This is a genomic window from Borborobacter arsenicus, assembly GCF_003934165.1.
GTDB classification, from domain to species: Bacteria; Pseudomonadota; Alphaproteobacteria; order Rhizobiales; family Rhizobiaceae; genus Pseudaminobacter; species Pseudaminobacter arsenicus.
Genome location: NZ_RKST01000016.1, coordinates 1 through 22,252, shown reverse-complemented (window position 1 = coordinate 22,252; position 22,252 = coordinate 1). Strand labels below are relative to the sequence as shown.

Annotated in this window: 22 protein-coding genes and 1 pseudogene; 6 read left to right on the top strand and 17 right to left on the bottom strand. The window is 64.1% G+C overall.

The genetic code is table 11. The features are described 5' to 3' along the window. The first annotated feature begins 11 nt into the window (after positions 1–11). Both EET67_RS17675 and EET67_RS17670 read left to right on the top strand, forming a co-directional pair. Entirely contained in the window at positions 12–266 is a 255-nt protein-coding gene (locus tag EET67_RS17675) for a helix-turn-helix domain-containing protein (RefSeq protein WP_128627531.1), read from the top strand. A gap of 4 nt (positions 267–270) precedes the next feature. Further along, the gene (locus EET67_RS17670) at positions 271–609 is read left to right on the top strand and encodes a helix-turn-helix domain-containing protein (RefSeq protein ID WP_165899944.1); all 339 of its coding nucleotides are present in this window, start codon (positions 271–273) and stop codon (positions 607–609) included. Positions 610–651: 42 nt separating this feature from the next. On the opposite strand, the gene EET67_RS17665 is transcribed toward EET67_RS17670, so the two are convergent. From EET67_RS17665 to EET67_RS17650, 4 genes are all read right to left on the bottom strand, one after another. Next, complete coding sequence (locus EET67_RS17665; protein WP_128627529.1) at positions 652–903, bottom strand: hypothetical protein; 252 nt, start codon at positions 901–903, stop codon at positions 652–654. Positions 904–920: 17 nt separating this feature from the next. Then, positions 921–1,142 carry a hypothetical protein gene (locus tag EET67_RS17660; protein WP_128627528.1) on the bottom strand — a complete coding sequence of 74 codons (222 nt, stop codon included), beginning with the start codon at positions 1,140–1,142 and terminating at the stop codon, positions 921–923. 8 nt (positions 1,143–1,150) lie between these two features. After that, positions 1,151–3,361: a relaxase/mobilization nuclease domain-containing protein gene (locus EET67_RS17655; protein ID WP_245451004.1), complete on the bottom strand. Its 2,211-nt coding sequence runs from the start codon at positions 3,359–3,361 to the stop codon at positions 1,151–1,153. A gap of 275 nt (positions 3,362–3,636) precedes the next feature. After that, the gene (locus tag EET67_RS17650; RefSeq protein WP_245451002.1) at positions 3,637–3,990 is read right to left on the bottom strand and encodes a plasmid mobilization protein; all 354 of its coding nucleotides are present in this window, start codon (positions 3,988–3,990) and stop codon (positions 3,637–3,639) included. Positions 3,991–4,305: 315 nt separating this feature from the next. Between EET67_RS17650 and EET67_RS17645 the strand changes: the two genes are divergently transcribed. From EET67_RS17645 to EET67_RS17635, 3 genes are all read left to right on the top strand, one after another. Then, complete coding sequence (locus tag EET67_RS17645; RefSeq protein ID WP_128627525.1) at positions 4,306–5,007, top strand: ParA family protein; 702 nt, start codon at positions 4,306–4,308, stop codon at positions 5,005–5,007. Next, positions 5,004–5,360 carry a hypothetical protein gene (locus EET67_RS17640; RefSeq protein WP_128627524.1) on the top strand — a complete coding sequence of 119 codons (357 nt, stop codon included), beginning with the start codon at positions 5,004–5,006 and terminating at the stop codon, positions 5,358–5,360. Before EET67_RS17645 ends, EET67_RS17640 begins: the two co-directional genes overlap by 4 nt. A 163-nt stretch (positions 5,361–5,523) precedes the next feature. Beyond that, a complete protein-coding gene (locus tag EET67_RS17635) occupies positions 5,524–6,015 on the top strand; it encodes a helix-turn-helix domain-containing protein (protein WP_128627523.1) in 492 nt (163 codons plus the stop codon). Positions 6,016–6,189: 174 nt separating this feature from the next. Here EET67_RS17635 and EET67_RS17630 read toward each other — a convergent pair whose 3' ends face one another. Further along, positions 6,190–6,750: a hypothetical protein gene (locus EET67_RS17630; protein ID WP_128627522.1), complete on the bottom strand. Its 561-nt coding sequence runs from the start codon at positions 6,748–6,750 to the stop codon at positions 6,190–6,192. Between the two features lie 581 nt (positions 6,751–7,331). Between EET67_RS17630 and EET67_RS17625 the strand changes: the two genes are divergently transcribed. Beyond that, positions 7,332–7,583, top strand: coding sequence for a WGR domain-containing protein (locus EET67_RS17625; protein WP_128627521.1), 252 nt, complete (start codon positions 7,332–7,334; stop codon positions 7,581–7,583). 83 nt (positions 7,584–7,666) lie between these two features. Here the strand turns inward: EET67_RS17625 and EET67_RS17620 are convergent, their stop codons facing one another. The 12 genes and pseudogenes from EET67_RS17620 to EET67_RS17565 all read right to left on the bottom strand — a co-directional run. Next, on the bottom strand, positions 7,667–7,993 hold the full coding sequence (locus EET67_RS17620) for a hypothetical protein (RefSeq protein WP_128627520.1): 327 nt from the start codon (positions 7,991–7,993) through the stop codon (positions 7,667–7,669). 67 nt (positions 7,994–8,060) lie between these two features. Next, entirely contained in the window at positions 8,061–8,384 is a 324-nt protein-coding gene (locus tag EET67_RS17615) for a DUF736 domain-containing protein (protein WP_128627519.1), read from the bottom strand. Between the two features lie 697 nt (positions 8,385–9,081). After that, positions 9,082–9,615, bottom strand: a complete 534-nt coding sequence (locus EET67_RS17610; protein ID WP_128627518.1) for a hypothetical protein — start codon at positions 9,613–9,615, stop codon at positions 9,082–9,084. Positions 9,616–9,921: 306 nt separating this feature from the next. Next, the gene (locus tag EET67_RS17605) at positions 9,922–10,863 is read right to left on the bottom strand and encodes a DUF2493 domain-containing protein (RefSeq protein WP_128627517.1); all 942 of its coding nucleotides are present in this window, start codon (positions 10,861–10,863) and stop codon (positions 9,922–9,924) included. A gap of 258 nt (positions 10,864–11,121) precedes the next feature. Beyond that, entirely contained in the window at positions 11,122–12,159 is a 1,038-nt protein-coding gene (locus tag EET67_RS17600; protein WP_128627516.1) for a DUF7146 domain-containing protein, read from the bottom strand. Between the two features lie 15 nt (positions 12,160–12,174). Continuing rightward, complete coding sequence (locus EET67_RS17595) at positions 12,175–16,713, bottom strand: strawberry notch family protein (protein ID WP_128627515.1); 4,539 nt, start codon at positions 16,711–16,713, stop codon at positions 12,175–12,177. 124 nt (positions 16,714–16,837) lie between these two features. Next, complete coding sequence (locus tag EET67_RS17590) at positions 16,838–17,230, bottom strand: hypothetical protein (protein WP_128627514.1); 393 nt, start codon at positions 17,228–17,230, stop codon at positions 16,838–16,840. Then, a complete protein-coding gene (locus EET67_RS17585; RefSeq protein WP_128627630.1) occupies positions 17,214–17,843 on the bottom strand; it encodes a DUF1419 domain-containing protein in 630 nt (209 codons plus the stop codon). Before EET67_RS17585 ends, EET67_RS17590 begins: the two co-directional genes overlap by 17 nt. A 163-nt stretch (positions 17,844–18,006) precedes the next feature. Beyond that, positions 18,007–18,459 (bottom strand): hypothetical protein, encoded by a 453-nt coding sequence (locus tag EET67_RS17580; RefSeq protein ID WP_245451000.1) that lies wholly within the window; start codon positions 18,457–18,459, stop codon positions 18,007–18,009. A gap of 24 nt (positions 18,460–18,483) precedes the next feature. Beyond that, positions 18,484–18,960 carry a hypothetical protein gene (locus EET67_RS17575; protein ID WP_128627513.1) on the bottom strand — a complete coding sequence of 159 codons (477 nt, stop codon included), beginning with the start codon at positions 18,958–18,960 and terminating at the stop codon, positions 18,484–18,486. A 74-nt stretch (positions 18,961–19,034) separates the two neighbouring features. Continuing rightward, positions 19,035–21,191: a ParB/RepB/Spo0J family partition protein gene (locus EET67_RS17570; protein WP_128627512.1), complete on the bottom strand. Its 2,157-nt coding sequence runs from the start codon at positions 21,189–21,191 to the stop codon at positions 19,035–19,037. Between the two features lie 144 nt (positions 21,192–21,335). Continuing rightward, a pseudogene (locus tag EET67_RS17565) lies at positions 21,336–22,130 on the bottom strand (DUF932 domain-containing protein); the annotation flags it as partial. Between the last annotated feature and the right edge of the window lie 122 nt (positions 22,131–22,252).

Sequence of the window (22,252 nt, the reverse complement as noted above, 5' to 3'; positions counted from 1 at the left end):
CCGTCTCGGCTATGAAGCTGAGGACGGTGGTAGCGCAAAACCTACGACGGATGCGTTACGGCAAAGGCATGTCGCAGGAGGAATTGGCCGCGCAAGCCGGCCTGTATCGAACCTATGTCGGCCATCTGGAGCGTGAAGTCCATTCTCCCACCGTCGACATGCTGGAGAAGTTGGCAGAGATCCTCGACGTTGCCCCAACCGACTTCTTCATCGATCCGCCACCGCCGATCCCAGACCGTCCCGCGAGAAAGCGAAGACGGTCGTGATCCCGTGGATGTCATCGTGGGGCGCCGTCTGTGCGCCCGACGCCAATCGCTCGGGCTGAGCCAGCGGAAGCTGGGGGCACTCCTCGGCGTCAGCTTTCAGCAGATCCAGAAGTATGAGCGCGGGACGAACCGCATGGCTGTGACCATGTTGGTGCGAGCAGCCGCCGCACTGAACGCACCGATGTCGTTCTTCATCGAGGGGGTCGGCCCTCAGATCGACGAGCCCGAGCAACCGTTCATCCATGGGAACAACATCGTGATTGCGCAGGCGTTGGCAAGGATCGAGGATCGCAAGGTACGCGCAGCGTTTCGAACCCTTATTCGGGCATTGGCACAAAGGTGACGATCAGGCGCGAGACGTCGCGGCGAAGTGTTCCGGCTATGGCTACGAGATTGTCCAGCCCGATGCGTTGATCGTGACGACGTCGCTTGCCGCATAACGATCATTGGTGAGAGCCATGCGGGTCACGCTTTTTCCGTTCTCGACCTTCCGCCAGTAGCCAGCGCGAGGACGTGATACTTCCGCGCCGTCACAAGCCCTGGCGATGTGTTGGTCGCGCACGCCGGATTGCCGGGCAATCTTCGTCATGGGCATCGACCAGACCAGATCGTGTAACTGCTCGCGCGTCATTTTCATTGGTTGTCGTCGCGCTTCTAGCCGAACACGAGCTCTCTGATGGGAGCCATCCAACGATCTGCCATACGATAGAGATCGACAATCCACGCTTCGATGCTGCCAAGCTCGGGACCGAAATAGATGAGTGGAGCTATCACCAAAAAGGCAAGCAAGAGCCAAGTCCCTGGCCAGCCGCTGTCTTTTTCAGACAGATCCTCGGGAGGAGGACCATACTTGTATGCCCAGTTGTCGTTCTTCATGACCATTCCTATCTTTCGCGATCCTCGCGATCGCGGTCCTGTCGCTCCTCGAGTTCCAGCTCGATCTGACGAAGACGGGGTACATGCTGCTGCGGCGGATCCGATCTGGCAAGCTCCGCGTCGAGGGCGGGCTTCTTTTCGACAGCTCGATTGTCGGGATGCCTAGTTCGTTGCTCGGACGGCACTGTCGCCTGCTGCTCGATGCTCTGGTCCTCGTGCTCCGGCGCAGAACGGTCCTCCCGACCCGGATCCCGACGTTGCTCGGCCTCGGCACCCTGGAACCCGCCAAGCGCGCCGTCGGTCCGGCGGCTTGTGCCGGCGTCGATTGAATCGACCCTCTGATCCCTGTCTTCATCCCTGTCGCTTCGCGCACGATCGGCCGCGGCCAGCTCGATCTGATCGATCACACGCCGCAGGTCTTGATCCGATTTCGCGGCTTCGCGCATATATTGGTTGTCGCCATTGACAGCCAAATCTGCCGCCCGGTTGATTTCCCGGTCGAGGCCTGCCCGATAGCTCACCATGTAGGATTGCGGCAGCTCACCTGCTTCGATCCGCGCAAGCCCCTCCCGATAGTGACTGACCTCAACAAGAACCTCGTTCGCTGTTTCCACCGCCTCCAGTCCCAACCGCGCCACGGCCGCATTCCACTGAGCATTGGGATCTTCAGACCGATCGTCGAGCGAGCCGCGATGCTCCTGCCCGCCCTCGCGGTCAACCTGGCGCTCGGTGAACTCGAGGTATTCCCGGCGGATGTCGACCACTTCGCGCGCTGCCGCAGCGATCTCGTCGAAGTCGGCGCGATCCATATCATCGAGCGTCTGCTCCACGGACGAAAGGACCGCTTCCACACGATTTTCGTAGGCCTCGAACTCCGGACGCGTCATCTCTCGCATCTGTCCATCCTCACCGTTCACGAACTCGGTCAACTCTATCATATTGGTTATGTTTTTTACAGGTTCCTTTGCCCTATCTACGAAAACACGCTCATTTTGAGTGTTCTCCATCGATTGTTCCAGACGATGGCTCTGACGCATTGCGAAGGCGCCCTCTCCCGAGCCCCCCGCCTCATTGGCAAGATCACTCCAGGCCTCGGCCGCTGTCGCCGCGTACTGCCGGCTGCGGTCGGTGTTCGCGAGGTCAATGTCGTTCGAGCGCTTGGCCCGATAGCGGCTGTGCGCGGCTGAACTCGTGCCTTCGTGTTCGGTGCGGCCGCGATAGCTGACCGGCCGGACCTGGTTGCGCGTATACGCCGGTGCGCTGGCAAACTCGCGACGATCGGTCAGCTCCATGTCGATGCCCTGCTCGCGCGCCTTCTCGGCCATGGCGGCGCGCCATTCCCGGAACATCTGCGGACTGGTGACGATACGGTCCCCGGTCTCGGACCGCATGGTGACGATCGCATGGGCATGAATGTGTGGTCGCTTGCCCCCCTCAGCCATCTCCTTTGGATCGAGCGCCGGATCGTGCACGGCAAACACGTAGCGATGCCCATCGAACTGTCCGCCGAGGAACTCGCGCACGGCAGCTTCGAAGGCCGCCCCATCTGTGCCGGCCCGTGCCGAGACGATCAGGTGCATGACGTCCCTGCCCTTGCGGCTATGCAATTCCCGACGCCATTCCTTCTGAACGAGGTCGCAGGCCTGCGTGGCGTCGCCGATCAGCTTGCCAGTGTCGTCCCGGACCTCTCCCTCCGCTCCAGCAACTACCTCGCGAACGCGCGCCGTGCCCCATTCAACTCCATTGCCGTACCCATGGAATCGAAACCAAGCTTCGACATCCCGGCCGGCGTCGGAATCATCAAAGCGCTGCTGGACGATCCCGGCAGCCTTCCGGTCGCCAGTCAGGCGCTCGCCCTCTCCATCGCGCAGTACCACGACGCCGGAGACATGGAGATCCCCCGGAGATCGCTCCCGCGCGGTATAGACGAAGCGGCGATCACCAAACCCCGAGCGCAGGATCTCGCGCAATTGGCCATCCTCGTCCACGTCATCGCGCAGTGATGCGATCTCGACCGAGACATGGAACACGCCGAGATCGCGGCTGGCGGTGCGATTGTCGAAGAGATGCTCCCACTCTGCCCGCTGTTCGGTGAGCGCATCCTTGCCCAGCACGCGCTCGCCGCGCTCATTCTCGACCGCGACTTCCCCGCCTCGAGACGAATAGCTCATCATCGCGCCGGCACGTGCGCCGCCACCATAGGATGCCAGCTTGACCACGGCAGGCTGACTGCCGCGCGCCAGCGCACCGAAGCGCGTCCGCATCGAGCGGCCGGCCGCTCCCGCGGCATCACGCGACCCTCGTGCTCCGCTTCCGCCCTGCCGTCGCCGCGCCTGGCCAAAGCCGCCCAGCCCCTCATCGCCAATCCGCGCCACCCCTCCCCTTCGCGGCTCGTCCCAGTCGCTCTTTTCCGACTGGCCGAGCTGCAGTTCATGCAGCAGCATGGCGCGCCGCCGCTCCCACTCCCGTTCGAAGGCGCCGGGAAAGAATTCCATCAGGCACCCTCCCCGCGTCGGGCAGCCGCCGACCGCCGTGTCATCTGAGCCAGCTCGGATGCGAGCGTGGTCGCAACGCTGTGCGCGTCTTTGATACTGCCAGTGAGGTCGCCCTCGGTGGGCACCGTGCCGGTGTTGATGGCCCTGGCAATCTGGTTGAGGTTGCCGCCGATCGCACGCATGCCGTCGGCGAGCAGGCCGAGCATCAGGCGATCCCCTTCCCCGAGGAACGGCCGCACGCCGGCGCCCTCCATCGATAGGGATCGGACAAACGCGGAAACGGTCATCCCGGCTGCGCTAGCGGCCGTCTCCAGCGCATCGTACTCGGCAGGCGAGAAGCGGATATGGACCACCTTCTCCTTCCGTTTCGACGCTTGGGACGTGCTGTGAACCATCGCCAGCCACACCTTTAATCGTGGTGGTTGCGGCCGCAGGCCGCGGATCGAGGGCCTGTCCCTCGATCGTCAGGAAAAATGTATCACAGTTTTCCGTATCCTGCCAACCTAAAGGGCATGGATTTTTACCATATTACGCCGTATGACGCATTTTTTCATATCTATATGATTGCATTTTTCCATGTTCGTGTGTTTCTATATCGATGTGAATCCACGTCCACACGGAAACGGATTCGTGTGTGAGTAGAAACACATTTTTGTGGAGATGAGCCGATGACCGTCGTGATCGCCGCCATCAATGGCAAAGGAGGCGCGGGCAAGACCACCGCGCTGATGAACATCGCCGGCGAATATGCGCTCCGTGGCGACAGCGTCGCCATGATCGACATGGATGCCCGCAACAATCTGATGAAGTGGTGGACGGATTCTCAGGAGAAGGATTCTCAGCCTGAAGGTATCGAGGTCTACAGCCACAAGACGGCACGGGGGCTCGAACGCTGGATGGGCGATAACGCCCGTACGTTCGATTACGTGCTGATCGATACGCCGGGTGAAGATACCTCGATCGTCGATCCGGTCATCGCCGCGGCCGATCTCGTCATCTCGCCGATCCAGCCTTCGAAGCGCGAGGTGCTGGGCGCCATCGACAGTTTTGAGACCGTGGTGCGCGTCAACGACGCACTCGGGCGGGAATGCCGGCACGGTGTGCTGCGCACCCGCATCACCGTGACCGTCCGGCACACGGAACTCTACCGGAAGATCAGGCCGATCATCGAGGACAAGGTGGGGACCTATCTGTTCCGCACCGAGGTGTTCGAGCGCAATGTCTACAAGGACATCCACAACGGCATAGGTACGCTTCAAATGCAGGAAGTGACGGAGGCGATCGCCAAGGCGCGGCGGGAGACGCAGGCGCTGGTGCAGGAAGTCGACGCACTGCTCACGGGCGAGGTGGCGGCGGGGCGTGCGGCATGAGCGGCAAGGAAACCCTGTCGCTCGATGAATTCGCCACCGCGCCGCGCAGGCAGCGTATGGCGACATCCGAACGTCCCTCAATTGCGGACACGGAACAGCCCCGCGAGCCTGCCGCGACACCGGGTTCGACGAGCAACGAAAGTTTGAAAGAGGGGACGGTGCAGACGGGGGCGAGCAAGGCGCTGCGCCAGATGAAGCGCGCGCGGATGCAAGGAGCGAGCCATTTCGTCAACGTCAACCTGGATCGCGACACCAAGCGGCGGCTGAAGCTGGCGTCCTTCAACATGGACACCTCCATGCAGGCGATCATGGAAAAGGCTATCCGGCAGTATCTCGACACGAACGGCTATTGAGGCGAAAGCGGCTAGATCGAAGGGCGAGTTGAAATCGAGTCCGATTCCCTGCTAGGAACACTATCGTTTTGGCTCTGTTTTTGGGCAATCTTGAGCCATTTCGGGGTGTTTCCCGTCTCTTTTGACGGGGCTGGGGCAACTGAATTCGGGTCGAGCCAGGCAGATGGCCATCAAGGACGTTCAGACTTACATCGACAGGCACGGGCTTGTCGAAACGACCGACTCCGAGGTCGACAAGCCGATCTGGCGCAAGCCTGGCTTCAACGGTGTTCGCAGCCTTCTGGAGATGGAGGAGGAGCTGAGCCGCTATCTTCGGGAGCATCGCGACGCGCAGAACCTCAACCGCGAGCAGGTCGGCATGATGATCGGGATCCATCAGGAGATCTATGCGCGGCATGAGCGCGCGGGCGCCAAGCTCAGGGTGACGCGGCTGTTACATCTCGCCGAACTTCTCGACTTCTCGCCGATCGAGGCGATCTATGCGGCGGCCCCGCAGTTTTTTGGCGACAGCCAGGAGGAGGCGGCGGTCAAGAACAAGCTCGTGAAGCGCATCCTCGACCTGCCGGCGGCTACGGCGCAGAACCTGCTCATGCTTGTCGAGGAATTGTCACCGGACGATTCGAATGACGCGCCGTCGAAATCGGCGAAGAGGTGACAGGGCGGCTGAGAGCGCGAGGGGCATGCCCTCGCCTTGCGTCACTTGCCGGTCGATCCGGCCCTTTGGGGCAACAAGAGCGAAATTCATGTGCCATGGGATGTCGCGTGCCTGCGTGACGATTGCGAGACATGAAAAGATCGAGGCGGCTGGCACCGCCTCGATCTCATGCCGTCAGTCGCGGCCAGCTTCTTTCATTGCGAAGAACTCGTCCGGATCCGCGCCGGTGTTTTCCCACCACGCGGCCTCGGCCTCGACTTCGCTGTAGTAGACATTGTCGACGCTGAACCGCGCACCGGTGATATCCTCGATCTCAGCGATGATCGTGGCGAGACCACAGAGCTTTTCGGCCGGGACCGGCACCGCGATCGGCACCTCGCCGTCTCGGTGATGCCACTCTCCGGTGCGGAAGTCGAAATATTCACGGCTGAGATCGTCGACCAGATAATCGTCGAGAAGCGCGACCGGCTCGATCAGCCATGTCTCGTACCAGGCCGTCTGGTAGTGGTGCTGGTCGTAGAAGGCGTCCTCTTCGTCCTCGGTGCCACGCGCTGCGATAAGCGCCCGGTCGGCGGCGAGGATCTTGCGCTGCGCATCGATCATTTCGGCGAGCTTCACAGCGAGCGTATCGTGGACGCTTCGGGCCAGATCGGTGTCGCAACCAAAGCGGTTGGCGAGGACGAGGATGCGCAGGCCGGACAGCTGCGCGATAAGCATGAGAGTGTTGTGTGCCATGTCATGGTCTCCTTCATCTTGATGACGGAGGCCGCCGACGGGCAAGTCGAGCATCGGGTCAAGGATCGCGAAGCGACCGCCGGAGGCGGCAAGCGGAGGAACCGATTTTCTGACGACGCGCTTCTTCAGGGCGACGGCTGAAAATTGGAGGGGCCGCGCAGTCCTTGAGGCGATGTGAGCGGCCAGTAGACTGGGACGTCAGAGAGATAGACCCGCGTCCCCGCCAGGGGACGCGACCATCTCCGGCGACCAGCCGGCGGGGAGCGCGAGGGGTTGCCCCTCGTTGCGCAAGGGACCGGTCGATCCGGTTCCTTGCGCATCGCGAAAGGGATCGTTACCGAAGGCGGAGACCGCGCAAGCGGGCTCCGTGAGCGGCGCGACGCGACGCGAGTAGAGCCCGGCCGCCGCAGGTGGTTCGCCCATCCCTTTGCGTGACCGACCCAGGACTGCGACGCACTGGATGGTCCACGATGATGTCAGTGAAGACCGTTTGACGATTCATCAGCCGTGTGAATCGATAACGGGCGACCGATTCACAAAAGGCGTTGGACCGAGAACGATGGCCTGGCGACAATCGTCACATGCCAAAGCACGAAATTGTCCATCTCCACCGCATCGACCCTGCCCGCAATATGGCGCGGTTTTATCGCCTGTCGGCGTCACCGGGCCTATTCGGTGACATCTGCCTCGTGCGCGAATGGGGTCGGATCGGCAGGCGCGGCCGAACCCGCATCGATCTCTTCGCGCAGGAGGCCGCGGCCGCCGCTGCCCGTCTTGCGCTCGAACAAGCGAAGAGACGACGCGGGTATCACGATGCGCCCGGGGTCGAATGACGTTCGCGAGGCGTCCGGACAAGCACGAAAAAGGCCCGCGCCGGATAGAAATCCGGCGCGGGTCTTTTCTTTTGGGCGAGCGGCTAGTCGGACTGCAGATGCCGCATCAACGCGGCGGGCGGACCGTCGTGTCGAGGCCGATCGGCCTCCTTTGCAAGGTCGTCGGCGAGCGACAACGCGACGCTATCGGGTAGTGGCATGAAGTCGAAGCCCTTGGCTCGCCCCGCCGCGTGCAGGGCGTCGACCGTTTCATATTCGCGGTCGCTGGTGCCGAGCCAAAGCGCGAGATCATCTCCGCTCTCGTCCGGGAACGCCTGCAGGAAGAAGGTGCGCAGCGGCGGATCGTAGCCGATGACGGCGTCCTCGTCGGAGCGGCCGTCGCTGGTGACGGTGATGGTGTAGCGGCTCATCGAAAGCCTCCTGATCGTTGTGGAACACAATGAGAGCCGGCCCCTTGCGGGGCCGGCTTGCTGCGGTTCACTGCGGGTTGTTCCAGAGGATCACCTTCTTGTTCTCGTCGCCGCCGGGGGCGGGTGCGAGGTTGCCGAAGATCACGCCGATCTCGGGGGCTTCCAGCTTGACCGAGAGGTATTCCTCGCCCGACCGCTGGGAGACGCGATGCCAGCCGGCTCCGATCTCGAAACCCGTGCGCTTGTTGACGATGCGGTAGTCGGGAGCGTCCTCGCGGGACTTGTTGGTGTTCGGGATCAGGGTGATCGGGGCGTTGACCCGCAGCGTGGCGAACACGCCTTCCATCGAGCCGTCGGCCTTGGCGGTGAGGTTTGCGATCGTGGTGGCCATGGTACTTCTCCTTCGGTTGCATCGGGACCATTCCCGATGGCGCCGCTGGAGAGGGCCGTCCTGCTGCGGTCACTCGGCATAAATTCTGGAAAATTCTAGTTGCGAAAAGCCGCGGGCAGGCTCTTCGCCTGCCCGCAAACAAAAACTGAAATCGAATTTTCCTGAATTTTTGTCGAGCGTACCCCCAACGGGGGTTGACCGCAAAAGCAGGCGGTCCACTACAAAGGCGACATAACCACGGGAATGGTACGGATGTGAGCGAAGGCGATGCCTCCGGCCACCATCGCAGGTCCTTCACGCCGGACGCGGGGGCTGCGGGTATGCGTTTGCCGCCCTGCGGATCTGCCCCTTCGTCACCGTGCCACTCTTACCCCCGCGAGGTGATCCCCTGCCCCGGCTTCCGTCACGCGCCGGGTTTCGCGGTCGCGGCAGGGTGGTGGTGCTCTGCTCCAACACCGGCGATGTGGTCCGCGATCAAGCACGACAGCCGAGTTTGCGCGCCCTGATCCGCAACTGCCCTGCCCTTGGCGCGACAGGACAGGCGGGTGTCCCTGAGGTTGCCGGCGGGCCGCGAAAGACGGGTCCGCAAGGGACCGGCTTCGAAAGGAGGCCCGCAGACGATCGCCTCGGCCAGCACAGGCGCCGGCGTCGGTCTTTGGCCGGATCAAGGGGGGCGGCCGGCGCCGCCCGGTCGCGATCAGCTCTCTAGTACGAGGCGCTCGTCCGCCGTCATGCGGGCTTCGACGGCGCTGCGAACGTCCGGGCCGGCATGGTCGAGCATGGCGCGCCAGTCCGCGGTGTTGTGGACGGTCGCTACCGTGCCGCGCAGCGCGTCGTAGACGACGCATGGGCTGCCGATCACGGCCAGGCGCAACACGTTGAGGCAGGTGCCGGGCGATGCGCCGTCCCAGACCATCAGCCCGAAATCGGCGCGCCGGGCCAGCTCGCGGTCCTTCCCGGCGTGAACGGCAAAGCCTTTTGCGCCGTGCGGTGGTGGGACATGATAGGCGGCCCAGTCACCGAGATTGTTCTGCGGTTGCGGCCCGGCATGAAAGACGCCGACATGCTCGTAATTGTAGCCGGCGAGCAGGCCCTGCATCTCGGCATCGGCCCCCGGAGCGTCGCCAATCAGCACGCCGTGCTCGGCCGCGACGATCGCGCTGATCCGTTCGATTGTGGGGACCGGCAGTTCGTAGATGTCGCGCGAGCCGCCAAGGAATATCATCGCCATGGTCGCTTTCCTTTCTCTCAAATCAACCGCCCCGGTCCGGCTCTCCTCTCCCTCTCGCGCGTGAGGGATCGTCACCGAAGGCCGAGACGGCGTAGCCGGCTCGGGGAGCGGCGGTACGCCGCGAGTAGAGCCCGGCCGGCCGCAGGCCGGCGCGCCCGGATCGGAGAACAATCGAACCGCTCGCGTACCTGACGGACTTGCCGGCCCGGCCACCGCCCCGAATTCGGCAGGCCGGACGGAAGTATGCACACGAAGAAACCGACCGCGGACGGTCGGGTTCTTCGACGCGGGAAATCAAGGCGGCGCTCACGCGCCACCCTCCGTGAACCGCCAGACGGGGATTCCGAGGCGGCGGGCCTTGTCGGCCAGATTGTCGGTGATACCGGAGCCGGGGAAGACGATCAGTCCGTAGGGCATCACCGACAGAAGCTGGTCGTTGCGGCGGAACGGAGCCGCTTTCGCGTGCCGGTTCCAGTCCGGCTTGAAGGCGATCTGCGTGACCTTGCGGCTTTCGGCCCAGCAAGCGGCAATCCGCTCGGCGCCGCGCGGGCTGCCGCCGTGCAGCAGGACCATGTCCGCGTGCTTCTCGCGGGCCTTGTCGAGCGCGTCCCAGATCCGGTCGTGCTCGTTGCAGTCGAGACCGCCGGCAAAGGCGATCTTGGTGCCGGCCGGGACCAGCACCTCGGTGTCGGCGCGACGGCGGGCGGCGAGGAAGTCCCGGGAGTCGATCACCGCCGCCGTCATCGCCTGATGGGAGACCTTGGAACCGGTGCGCGGCCGCCATGCCGAGCCGGTCTCAGCCTCGTAGAGGTCGGCCGCTTCGTCGCGCATGATTTCCAGCACGTTGCGGCGCTCGATATAGGTGATGCCTTCGGCGGTGAGGCGTTCCAGCTCGACAGACTTCACCTCGGAGCCGTCCTGCTCGTTCTGGCTCGACCGCTGCGCCTCCTCGTTGCGGTCGAGGCTGCGGGCGACGCGTTCGGCGGCACGGTGGAAGACGTTGGTGAAGGACCAGAGCAGATCGTCGAGATCGGGTTCGAGCCTGGTGTCGCCGAGCATGCCGGCGAAGGTCTCGACGATCCCGGCGAGGCCGGCCCGGATCACCTCGTCGTCGGGCAGCGGGCGGGGATCGGGCTCGTCCTGATGCGGGCGGTGGCCGTACATCTGCAGCTCGAGGATGACACGATCGGTCGGCGAGGAGGCGTGGTAGGGCTCGTAGGCGTCGTCGAAGGGAAGCTCGTAGGTCATGGCGGGTCTCCGTCGGTTGTGGCCGCGCCCATCGCGGCCTGACAGCGAAACCCGGCCGCGCCCCGGGCGCGGCCGCACCGAAGGCCGGAGTGTCAGCGGAGGACGGCGCAGCCGTTGCGGCCGTGACCGGGGGGTGGCAGGGATCGCCTCTCAGGCAGGCCGCGGGCGCGGCCTCTCCGCCGGACTACCGCTATGGCTGCGAGTGTTTCCGATGACGCCGCCCTGCCCGCCTGCCGGCCAACTTGCCGATTTGGCCGGTCAGCCGAGCGGCAGGAAGAGACGCGCGTCGTCCGGGATGAGCTGGTCCCGTAGGCACGCGGCGACAGAAGCCGGGCCGAGATGGCGCAGATCGTCGTTGAAGTCGCCTAGCTGCGGCCGTAACGCCAGCGCGAGGATCCCGGCCTCGCCTGCGCGCTGGCTGAGACGCTCGATGCCGTGGCGGCCGGCAGCGTCGGCATCGGCCGCGATGTAGAGGCGACGGCAGCCAGGCGGGAAGGACAGGCCGGCGAGGTGGTTGGCCGAGGTGGCGGCGGCGACCGGCAGCGCCGGCATGACCGTGCGGAGCGACGCCATTGTCTCGAAACCCTCGCCCGCGGCCATGACGGGGACCGGGGCGCTGGGATCAAGTCCGAGCCAGATGCCGTTGCCAAGCAGGTGACCGAGCGAGCGGCGCGGATCGGCGAGCGGCGCCTTGCCCGTGCCCGAAGGATCAAGCCAGGTGCGCTGCAGGCCGGTGATCTGCCCGTCGAGGCCGGTGACTGCGGCGATCAGGGCGGGAAGCGCGAGCGTCTCGCCCGTCAGGAGATCCCGATAGTAGCAGCCGGGATGGAAGCGCAGGCATCGCTCCTGCGGGCCAAGCAGGATGCCGCGGCCGGCAAGATAGCGATCGGCAAGGGTGCCGGCGATTGGCTGCGACATGGCGAAGAGGCGACGGGCGGCGTCGGGCGAGCCGCGTGTCGCGGCGGCCTCGCGCTCTGTGCGTACGGTTTCGGGTCGCGGCAGGGCAAGAAAGCGACGTGCCTCGTCCGCGACATCGCGGAACTCGGTGAGGCCGCAGCTCGCTTCGATGACATCGAGCAGATCGCCATGTTCCCCGCTTTGCTCATCGACCCACTTCCCCGCAGGACCCTTGGCATTGGCCCTCAGCCGCACATGCATGGAACGGCCGCGCGTGTTGCGGACGTCGCCAACGATCCAGTGGTTGCCGGAGCGATAGCCGTTGGAGAGATATTCGCGGCACACCGTCTCGGCATGTTCGCCCAAGCGGCGCGCCAGCTCGGAGGCCGAGCCGGACATGGTCGCCTCCCCTGCTCAGGCCGCTGACGACCGGTCGGTGACCCCGACCAGCGTATGGCGGTCGAGGAGCGAGGCGAGCATGGCGGAGCCGCCGGCGCCGGTCGGGATGAACAGGCGCAGCTTCCAGGAGATGATTTCCGAAATCAGACCCAGCGCCTTCAGCCGCGGCACCATCGCATCGGTGAAGCCGATCAGCTCGACGCGATAGTCGTTCATGACCCGGCTGCGACGCAGGACCAGGCCGTCGGCAAGCTGCAAGCCGATCCGTCCTTCGAGCAGCCCGGTCCATGCCTCGTCCGCTGCGAGCGTCGGCACATTGTCGATCCCGAGGTTACGCAACATGGTCGCAACCAGCGTCGGCGCGATGTGGCGGCCGATGATGCGTTCGCCTGCGTCGGTCTGGATGCGGTAGACTTGGCAGTCATGATCTGGCAGGCGCCGCCAGATCGGCAGAAGCAATCCGGTGACGATGTGGAAGCTGCTGGTGCTGAACTCCGGAACCGCGGCCACCTCCGCTTGCCAGAGCTCGCAGAACAGCTTCCGGTCGGCCGGCTCCCAATGGGTCTCGGCGAGGGCATCGAGACCGAAACGCAGTTCGTCGGTCGGCCGCAACAGACGCACGCGATGCTCTATCGCGCCGTCGTCAAGCATCAGGCTCGCGGTCGGCAGCTGGACCGCCGCACGGTTCGAACGCGTGTTGACCAACAGTGCCGATTGCGGCTCGGCGCGGGCGATGGCCAGCGCGTCGACCAGGCCAAGAGGCCGGATGCGGTCCTTTCGCGCGACGGTCAGCACATGCGACTGCGCGGCGGAGACTGGATGGGTGTAGACGGTGCGCCGATCGGTGACGACGATGCTCTCCGCAGTGATCGTCTCAAGGCCCTTGTCGTAGTTGCCGGCAGCGATGGCGCCGTCGATCTTCGCCGTCATCAGTTGCTCGAACACCTCGAACAAAAGGTTCTGGGTTTCAATGCGTAGCGCCAGCAGCCGGTTCAGCCAGGTCGTGATCGGCGGCAACTCGTCGCGAAGACCGCCCTCGTCGGTGGTCAGCGACAGGCCGGTTACAGCCTCGAACGTCGCAAGCGAGCAGCCCTCGATCTTGCCCTGATGCAGCAGCCAGTAGAATTGGCGGAGCGCCGCACGAGCATAGGGGCTTTCCAGATTGTCCTCGGACCGGAACAGCCCAGCCCCGCCAGTCTGGCGCTGGCCGCGTGTGATCGCGCCCAGCGTGTCGAGCCGGCGCGCGATCGTCGAAAGAAAGCGCTTTCCCGCCTTGACGTTCGCGGCCATCGGCCGGAACAGCGGTGGCTGCGCCTGATTGGTGCGGTGGGTTCGTCCGAGCCCCTGGATGGCGTTGTCGGCACGCCATCCAGCCTCCAGCAGATAGTGCTTCCGCAGCCGCTGATTCCTTGCTCCGAGATCAGCGTGGTAGGAGCGGCCGGTCCCACCGGCGTCGCTGAAGACTAGGATATTCTTGTCGTCACCCATGAAGGCCTGGGTTTCGGCGAGATTGGCTGAGCCAGGTCGGTTTTCGACTGCAAGCCGGTCGATGCCGTCGCGGCCGGTTTTTCTTACGATGCGCCGGGAGCGGCCCGTTACCTCGGCGACGACATCCGTGCCGAAGTGGTGGATGATCTGGTCGAGCGCGCTGCCGACCGGCGGCAGGGAGCCGAGCTTCTCGATCAATTCGTCGCGCCGGCGCACCGCTTCACGGCATTGGACGGGATTGCCGTCAACGTCGTGGACGGGCCGCGAATAGACGTTCCCTTCCGCGTCCGAATATTCCTCGAAGAGCTGGGTCGGGAAGGAATGCATCAGATACCCGCCGACATACTCGCGCGGCGTGACGTCGACATGCAGGTCGGACCATTCCTCGGTCGGAATCTCGGCCAGCCTCCGCTCCATCAGCGCCTCGCCGGTGGAGACGATCTGCACCACCGCCGAATGACCGTCGGCACCGTCCCGCTCGATCGCGCCGATCAGCGTCGGCGTCATCATCGAGGTGATCAGATGCGAGAAAAAGCGCTGCTTGGTGCTCTCGAAGGCCGAGCGCGCAGCCGATTTGGCATTGCGGTTCAGCGTGCCGGTTTCGCTGGTGATGTTGGTCGCCTCGAGCGCGGCGGTCAAATTGTTGTGGATGACCTGGAAGGCGTCCGCATAAGAATTGTAGATGCGGATCTGCTCCTCGGTCAGCTCGTGCTCGAGCAGATCGTACTCGACACCGTCATAGGAGAGCGAGCGCGAGGTGTAGAGCCCGAGCGACTTGAGGTCGCGGGCGAGCACTTCCATCGCGGCGACGCCGCCATCCTCGATCGCCGCGACGAACTCGGCGCGGTTGGCGAATGGAAAATCCTCGCTTCCCCAGATGCCGAGGCGCTGGGCATATGCCAGATTCTCCACCGCGGTCGCGCCGGTCGCAGAAACATAGACGATACGGGCGTCGGGAAGCGCATGCTGCAGCCGCAGTCCGGCCTTGCCCTGTTGCGAGGGCGTTACGTCGCCGCGCTCGCCTTTGCCGCCGGCTGCGTTGGCCATGGCATGGGCCTCATCGAAGACGATGACGCCATCAAATGACTTTTTTGTCCCCGGCGAGCCCTCCGCTCTGCCCGTCTGGTTTTCTTCAATCCCTGTCGGACTTGCGGTCCTTCCCGCCTCTTGTTTCACCCAGTCGATAATCTGGGCGATGCGGGACTTCTTGCCGTCGCGTTCCTGCGAGCGTAGCGTCGCATAGGTCGTGAACAGGATGCCTTCGGCAAGGCGGATCGGTGTGCCCTGCCGATAGCGCGAGAGCGGCTGGACGAGGAGACGCTCCTGGCCAAGTGCTGCCCAGTCGCGTTGTGCATCTTCGAGCAGCTTGTCCGACTTGGAGATCCAGATCGCGCGCCGGCGGCCCTGCAGCCAGTTGTCGAGGATGATGCCAGCGACCTGGCGTCCTTTGCCGCACCCGGTGCCGTCGCCCAAGAACCATCCACGACGGAAGCGTACGGCGTTTTCAGCATCTTCTGGCGCAGCCGAAACGACGTCGAAGGTCTCGTCGACCGTCCAGTTCCCGGCGAGATGGCCGGAATGTGCCTCGCCGGCATAGATAACGCTTTCGAGCTGGGCGTCTGATAGCAGGCCTTCATCGACAATGGCGTCAGGCAGAAGTGGCCGGTAGGACGGCTTCGGCGGCGCGACAGCAGCCATAGCGGCCGACTGGACCAGCGGCGTCGGATGGGGCTTGGCGCGCGGCATGTGGATCGATTGCAGCGCATAGGGCTCGTAGATCGTATCGGTGAGCGGGCCGCCCTCCTCGGGCATCCAGTCGCGCAGCTCATAGGCAAGGGGAACGGCAGGCGTGTCGGCTGGCATGGCCGGACGGGTGGGCTTCGCCCGGGCAACCGGACGGGCCAACCGGCCGATCTTAGCAACGGACGCCGTAGGTGCGGCGGGTGCGGCGCGATCGGCTGATCGCGCCGCCATCTTCTTGGCGGCATTGCGCAGGACGCCATTCGACAGGGCACCGATCGAATCTGGAAAGCCGCCCGGTGTCCGGGGCGGCAGGCCGGAGATCCAGGCGAGCAGCGTCTCGACGTCCAAAGCCTTACCCGGCGACGTAACGAATCCGGTCGGGTCACTCGCAGGGATCTTGTCGATGATCGTCAGACGGGTTTCGGCCGTCGTCCCATGGCGGGCATAGACACGGCCGTCGATTGCGGCGGTGAAGACGACCCTGCCCTGCTGCTGAAGCCGCTCGAATGCCGGCCGCCATTTGGGGTTTTCAGGAGAAAGGCTGGTGCCGGTGATGGCAACAAGGCGGCCGCCGGCGTGTAGACGAGCAAAGGCAGAAGACAGATGCCGCCATGCGGCGTCGGCGACATGGCCGTCGACATATGCGCCGACGCTGAAGGGCGGGTTCATCAGCACGACCGAAGGCGCGATGGTGGGATCGAGGTGATCATCGATATGACCTGCGTCGTGCCGGGAGACGGGGGCGCGCGGAAACAGCAGGCCGATCAGATCGGCGCGCGTAGCGGCGAGCTCATTGAGCACGAGCGAGGCGCGGGCGATCTCGGCATGGACGGCCAGAAGGCCGGTGCCGGCCGAGGGTTCGAGAACACGATCCGAAGAGCAAATCGCGGCTGCGTGAGCGGTGAGGAAAGCGAGTGGCAGCGGCGTCGACAGTTGCTGCATGGCCTGGCTCTCGTCGGAGCGGCGCGTGTGAGTGGGAACAAGTTCGGCGATGCGCCTCATCATCGCCAGTGTCGCCGCGGGCGAGGCCGACCGGGACAGGATCGCCGGCCCGAAGCGGCGCAGAAACAGGACCAAGGCGGCTTCGAGCGCTTCATAGGCGTCCTTCCAGACCCAGAAGCCTTGTGCGTCGGTGCCGCCGAAGCTGTCGGTCATGGCCGTGCGTAGTGCTGCGGTGCTGATGGGCTTGCCCTGTTCGAGAAAGGGCAGGAGCGACGCTGCCGCCTGGTGAATCGCCGGGGCGGTGTTAATGCCGGCGGATGCTGGCGCGGCAAGGGGAACGACAGTCCGGGCGACGGTCGATGTGGTCGTGACGATGTTCATGGAGATGTCCTTCGCGGGAGAGAGTACCTGCCCCGCCGGCACTCTCTGTGCCCCGGCCGGGCCGCGCTCCTCCCGGCCCCGCTCTCGCTCTTGCGATGTGGAGCGAGATGTCTCGAAGGACTATTCAGGTTCGGTCAACGACGAAGACTTCGTCCGTATTGGCCTCGAACAGCTTCAAGATACGGTCGCCGAAGGCGACGCACTCGTTGATCAAGTGACGATCGCAATCGCGGTATTTTGCAGCGCGATCGGGCGGGACATAGACGATGGTGAAATGCGACAATGTCTGGCCAGTCGGCGGGGCATAGAAGTATTCCTTCACCTCGATCACGAGGCCGGCAGTGCTGTAGGAGGTCGAAACCGTGTCGCCGGGCTTGACCAGGTCGGCGACGGTCGGGGAGCCCGGCGGCGTGCGCCGGTATTGGCGGCGATCGGGAACCCCAAGGCTGGCGGTATAGGTTGAGTGCGCCTCCCAGGTGTGTTTGGCCGTCGGGGACTGTTTATGATGGCTCCGCATCGCTCGCCCCTCCTCTCCTCGACCATGCGCGGACGTTCTGCATTCGGTTGTCGATCTCTTCGTCGGAGAGGTCCTCCAGGAGCTTGAGGGTGGTGCCCTGCCCGACGGCGTAAACAAGGATGATCCGCTTGCCGTGATGTTCGACGGGCCAGGCGTCCGGGTTTGCCTCGCCGGCGATGCCTTTGAAGTCGGCATGGGTGGCGGACCAGATCGCCTCGAGCTTTTCCTCGCGCGTCATGCTGTCGACGGCGCCCGTCTCGTGGGCGATAATGGCCGCGCGCATGGCGTCCGGACTGCGTTTGTCGGAGAGGTCGCAGAAGCCGTGGAACCACCGTTCGCGGCCGCGGATCCTGATCACGAAAAACACGCTGGTGACATTGCCAGCCTTGAATTCGGACATGCCGAACATGCCGGTTCGCTGGAACAGCGGCGGAAGCAGCGCAAGCATGAAGTGGTGTTGCTCGGCGGCGATCTCGAAATATTCCCCCGTATAGGGCGTGCCGGAGATGGGATCGATACCCGGCGTGTCTGCGTGCCGGTTGAAAAGCCGGAACATCTGCTCGCGTGTTGCGACGCCGTCGAACACTTTCCGGAAAGGTGGGGGTGAGGTCATGGCGGTTCTCCTGAGCGCAGGTCGACGGCGCGCGGCGCGACCTGGACCGAAGGAGCCCGGCGCGATGGCCGGGCTCGGGGTGAATGGGATGTTGATCGCAATGCGGGTGGCGCGGATGACCGTGGGCGTTGACAGCGCCGGCTGTCGTCCTCGTCGGTCAGATTCAGGCTGCGTACCGGCTGGCCGGAAGCGCATCGTCTCGGCCCACGCCGGTGATGGCGCGGACAGCCGCGGCGAGCGCCGGAATGTCGTCAAGCATGCCGAGAGCGACGAAGTGGTTGGCCCCGCCGGTATAGTCCTTGAAGCCCTTGCAGGTCCGGATCAGAATGCCATGGCCCGAGGACAGCCCGAACTGGCCGACCTGAATGTACGCCCGGTCATGGTGCAGGGTGATTTCGCCGGAGACGGCGATGCCCGCCCTGTTTGAGCGGATTTCGAAGCTGCCGGGCGGAAGCGCCAATTCGGCGGCAAGTTTCTTCAGCCGTGAACGGGCTGTGGTGTGAAAACGTCTCTTCTGCTGCTCGTCGTAGGAGCAGCTCCTGTTCCAGTCGAACATGTCGATCTCCATGAAACGGAACAGGCCCGGCGAGCGCTTGCGCGATCGCGGGCCTGTCATCGGTTGATCTATACGGTGAGGGAGTCAGGCGGCCGCGCGGCCCTCAATGACGTCGGCGCCAACCTCGTCGGCGGAGACCTCCTCGAGATAGGCCCGGCTGTAACGATTGCTGGCGAGCCAGCTTTCGGCAGCCTCGCGATCCCTGGCGAGATGCAGGAGTTCCGGGCTGTCGCCGATGTCCTGCAGGACGCGGATCATGCCGATCGCGGGCCGCTCGACGATCTCGAAACGCAGATCGCTTTCGACGGACCAGGTGCGGCGGATCGCGACGACAATGATGCCGCCCTGACCGAAATCGCCTTCATGCAGGGTGAAACACGCCGGCGAGCTGTAGGTCGCCCGCGACCGCGGCGGCTCTTTCTTGACCAGTCGCCCGGTGCCGTTGCGGCCTTCCCAGGCAGAAAGCTTCTTTCTGAAGCGGACCGGCGGCTTCGGTGTCTCGTCGGTATAGCGGATGACGCTCCCCAGAGAGGCGCAATCGTAAATTGTATGTGCGGACATGCGTATGTCTCCATGTCGGAAAATGAAAAAAGGCCCGGCGGAGATGCCGGGCCGGATGGTGAGCGGAAGGCCGATTACTCGGCGGCCTGGAGATGATCGGGTTCCTCACCGGCGACGGTCACCGGTTCATCGGGGGACGTGCCGGTATCGTCGGCGAGGAAGGCCGGCAGTTCGGCGGCATCGCCGTCGAGAGCCCTCTCGTTTGTCACATCGTCGGTAACGGCTTCGGTGACTTCACCAACTGCGTCGTCGCCATAGAGGCGCAGCGGCTCCGGCAGCCAGTTCGACCCTTCGAGAAGACGAGCGGCCTCACGTGCCATCAAGTCTTTCTTCATGTGGTCGATCAGCTGCGCGGAATCCTCACCGCGCGCTTCGCGCACAGCCTGAACGATCCGGGCCTTGGTGACGCGGCCGAGATAGTTGTCCACCGTTGGCGACCAGCCAGCCTCGACCATGTCGAAGCTGAGCGTGGCAGCGAGTGCGTCGGCATGGGCTAGCGCGCCGGGCCGCTTGTTCCAGGGCTCGACTACGGCGTTGAGTGAGAGTGACGCGCAGTGGGCGAAGAGTGCCTTACGGCTCGCTTCGTCAAGACCGAGCAGGTATTCCCACAGCTTGTCGCTGTCCGGCATATCCCGTTCCCAGGCCTCGTGACGCTCGGCGACTTCCTTCGCCCAAGGGGTCTCGGCGAGACCCTGGACCTGGCCAAAGCTATTGCTCACCATGTTGATCTCGAGGCAGCTGTCCTTGGCGAACCGATAGAACACCTGCAGCACGAGAGCATGGAGAACCGTGACGAAGGCGATGTCGACGTCACTCGCGAGCGCGTTGCGCAGCGCAAGCGTCTTATGCGCTGTGAGATCGAAGACGAGCCGTTCGGGTAGAGGCTTGATGCCTTCATCCTCGGGCTCCTCGGCCGTGTCGGATCCACCGTTCGTGGACCGGCCGTTGACGACGACGCCATCGGCGCTGTCCTCGTCGGACTGCGACGGGTCGCGATCCCCGCCCCCGCCCTCTCCATCGTCATCACCCGTCTCGATCCGCGGTTCGTCCTCGGGGCGGACAAAGCCGGCTTCGATCTGCAGCTGGCCGTTGGCGCTGAGCGTGACAAACGCGCCGGCGAGACCCTTTTGCGCTGGGTCATAGTCTTGCGGGCGATCGCTAAATGCGTCGAGTTCGGCGCCGAGCTGATCGAGCTTGTCCTCGATGTCCTGGTCGGCGTCCTCCATCTCCGCATACTTCGCGTCGAGCGCATCATACTCGGCCTTCACCGCATCGTAGCGGGCGATCTCCTCGGTACTCATCTCCGCCGGCTCGGCGTAGACACGCCGCATGCCGGAGGTGTGGCCATAGGGAAAGCTGATCGCGGCCTCGACCCACTTCCAGCCGTCGCTACGAACGGTCTCGGCATCGACTTTCAGCTTCTCGAAGACCAGTTTCTCGAGGAGAGCTGCATCCTGGAACCAGCCACCGGAATCCTGCTCGAACAGGTCGCGCAGGATGACGCCGCTCGCGGCCTCGTAGGGCTCGGCGCCGACATAGATCGCTCGGCGATCGTCGGCACGCACCGTAGTTTCCGTCAGCAGGCGCCTGATGTAGTAGGGCTCCTGCATGTTCGAGTTGTTGGAGATGCGCTCCCAGACCTGCTCCTGCCGGGCATGGTCGTCGGAAATCGAGAACGCCATGATTTGCTCAAGGCGGATTTCATCCTTCTCGTAGCGTTCGAGCAGTTTTGGCGAAACCGAGGCGAGCCTCAGCCGCTGTTTGACGGTCGCGGCCGACACGAAGAAGCGCGCGGCGATCTCCTCGACGTCGAGGCCCTGCTCCTTCAGTGTCTTGAACGCCCGGAACTGGTCGAGCGGATGAAGATTCTCGCGATGCACGTTCTCGGCAAGCGAGTCCTCTTCGGCCGATGTCGTTCCGCTGCGATTGACGATGCAGGGGATCGGCTCGTTCTTCGCCAAGCGTTTCTGCTTGACGAGAATGCCGAGCGCGAGATAGCGGCGCCCGCCGGCGGGCACCTCAAAGATGCCGGTCTCCTCTCCGTTTCCGTCGAGCACGGGACGGACGTTCAGGCTCTGCAAGAGCTTACGCCGCCCAATGTCCTCGGCGAGCTGCTCGACGGTGACGCCGTCCTTTACGCGGCGGACATTCTCCTGCGACAGCACAAGCTTGTCGTAGGCAATATTCTCCGAGGGGTTCATTGCGATCTTCTGAATGGCGCTCTTTGCCATGGTCAGGGTCTCCATGACGGGCGGCCCGGAGCCTCTCCCCGAACCTCCAAACCCATCGGAAACCCTCCCCTCCCCCCTCTGCCTCCCGGCCTGGCATGGACCTCGCCGGTCTGGGAGCCGGCGAGGCGCAAGGCTCTTGGCAGATCAATGGGCGAGGTCGAGAAGCTTCTTGGCCTTTTGCTCCATATCAAGCCGCACATCCTGGTGGTGTTTGTCGCGCGCCACCCGGGTGATGCCCTGCACAAAATCGAAGATCGAAGCAGGGGGGCGGCCCTCTTCGGCGAGCACAGCGTCGATGATCTTCGTGGTCTCGGCCTTCGAGAAGCCCCGTTTGCGCAGAAAGGTGGTCCGGTCATCATCATCGCGCGCGACAAGACGTTCCCGCGCCGACTTGATCCCGTTGATGAATGGCATGGGCGAGGATTCAGCGAACCGGATCAGTGCCGGTTCGGCCTCGAGAGCGAACCGCGACGCAGCGTACTTGGAATGCCGGATGGTGATTTCCTCAAAATCCTCGACGCCCCACAAATTGCGATTCTGGCACACTGCGCGCAGGTAGAAGCTTGCGATTCCGAGAGTTCGTGCCCCGACTTCGGAGTTCCAGCAGTAAAATCCCCTGAAGAAGAGATCAGGATCACCATTGGGTAGTCGGCCTGCTTCGATCGGATTCAGATCGTCGACAAGGAAGATGAAAACGTCGCGATCGGACGCATAGAGCGTCGTCGTATCCTGCGAGACAGCGACATTGGGATTGTAGACGCCCGTGGACCAGTCGAGCACTCCGGGAACTTTCCAACGCGTGTCGCCGGTGCCGTTGCCTGCGATCTTCTGAACGGCCTCCACCAGTTCGTGGTCGAAAATCCGCCCATAATCGGGGCCTGTCACCGCGCGCAACTCTACGCGGCCGTTTTCGATCTCCAGCGTCTTGACTTGTTCGGCGACTTATCTGAACAGTCAAGCTGTCTCAGCGGACTTTCATCAGCCGAAACCAGCCGATCTGGCGGCGTTGCGCGGTTTTAGAACGGGTGAGACACTCGGGAGTATCTGGAGGGCTGCTCTTC

Bases quoted from the DNA above. Each gene is read 5' to 3' on its own strand.
- EET67_RS17675 (WP_128627531.1), top strand. From the start codon at position 12: ATGAAGCTGAGGACGGTGGTAGCGCAAAACCTACGACGGATGCGTTAC.
- EET67_RS17665 (WP_128627529.1), bottom strand. From the start codon at position 903: ATGAAAATGACGCGCGAGCAGTTACACGATCTGGTCTGGTCGATGCCC.
- EET67_RS17660 (WP_128627528.1), bottom strand. From the start codon at position 1,142: ATGAAGAACGACAACTGGGCATACAAGTATGGTCCTCCTCCCGAGGAT.
- EET67_RS17645 (WP_128627525.1), top strand. From the start codon at position 4,306: ATGACCGTCGTGATCGCCGCCATCAATGGCAAAGGAGGCGCGGGCAAG.
- EET67_RS17640 (WP_128627524.1), top strand. From the start codon at position 5,004: ATGAGCGGCAAGGAAACCCTGTCGCTCGATGAATTCGCCACCGCGCCG.
- EET67_RS17635 (WP_128627523.1), top strand. From the start codon at position 5,524: ATGGCCATCAAGGACGTTCAGACTTACATCGACAGGCACGGGCTTGTC.
- EET67_RS17630 (WP_128627522.1), bottom strand. From the start codon at position 6,750: ATGGCACACAACACTCTCATGCTTATCGCGCAGCTGTCCGGCCTGCGC.
- EET67_RS17625 (WP_128627521.1), top strand. From the start codon at position 7,332: ATGCCAAAGCACGAAATTGTCCATCTCCACCGCATCGACCCTGCCCGC.
- EET67_RS17620 (WP_128627520.1), bottom strand. From the start codon at position 7,993: ATGAGCCGCTACACCATCACCGTCACCAGCGACGGCCGCTCCGACGAG.
- EET67_RS17615 (WP_128627519.1), bottom strand. From the start codon at position 8,384: ATGGCCACCACGATCGCAAACCTCACCGCCAAGGCCGACGGCTCGATG.
- EET67_RS17610 (WP_128627518.1), bottom strand. From the start codon at position 9,615: ATGGCGATGATATTCCTTGGCGGCTCGCGCGACATCTACGAACTGCCG.
- EET67_RS17605 (WP_128627517.1), bottom strand. From the start codon at position 10,863: ATGACCTACGAGCTTCCCTTCGACGACGCCTACGAGCCCTACCACGCC.
- EET67_RS17600 (WP_128627516.1), bottom strand. From the start codon at position 12,159: ATGTCCGGCTCGGCCTCCGAGCTGGCGCGCCGCTTGGGCGAACATGCC.
- EET67_RS17595 (WP_128627515.1), bottom strand. From the start codon at position 16,713: ATGAACATCGTCACGACCACATCGACCGTCGCCCGGACTGTCGTTCCC.
- EET67_RS17590 (WP_128627514.1), bottom strand. From the start codon at position 17,230: ATGCGGAGCCATCATAAACAGTCCCCGACGGCCAAACACACCTGGGAG.
- EET67_RS17585 (WP_128627630.1), bottom strand. From the start codon at position 17,843: ATGACCTCACCCCCACCTTTCCGGAAAGTGTTCGACGGCGTCGCAACA.
- EET67_RS17580 (WP_245451000.1), bottom strand. From the start codon at position 18,459: ATGACAGGCCCGCGATCGCGCAAGCGCTCGCCGGGCCTGTTCCGTTTC.
- EET67_RS17575 (WP_128627513.1), bottom strand. From the start codon at position 18,960: ATGTCCGCACATACAATTTACGATTGCGCCTCTCTGGGGAGCGTCATC.
- EET67_RS17570 (WP_128627512.1), bottom strand. From the start codon at position 21,191: ATGGCAAAGAGCGCCATTCAGAAGATCGCAATGAACCCCTCGGAGAAT.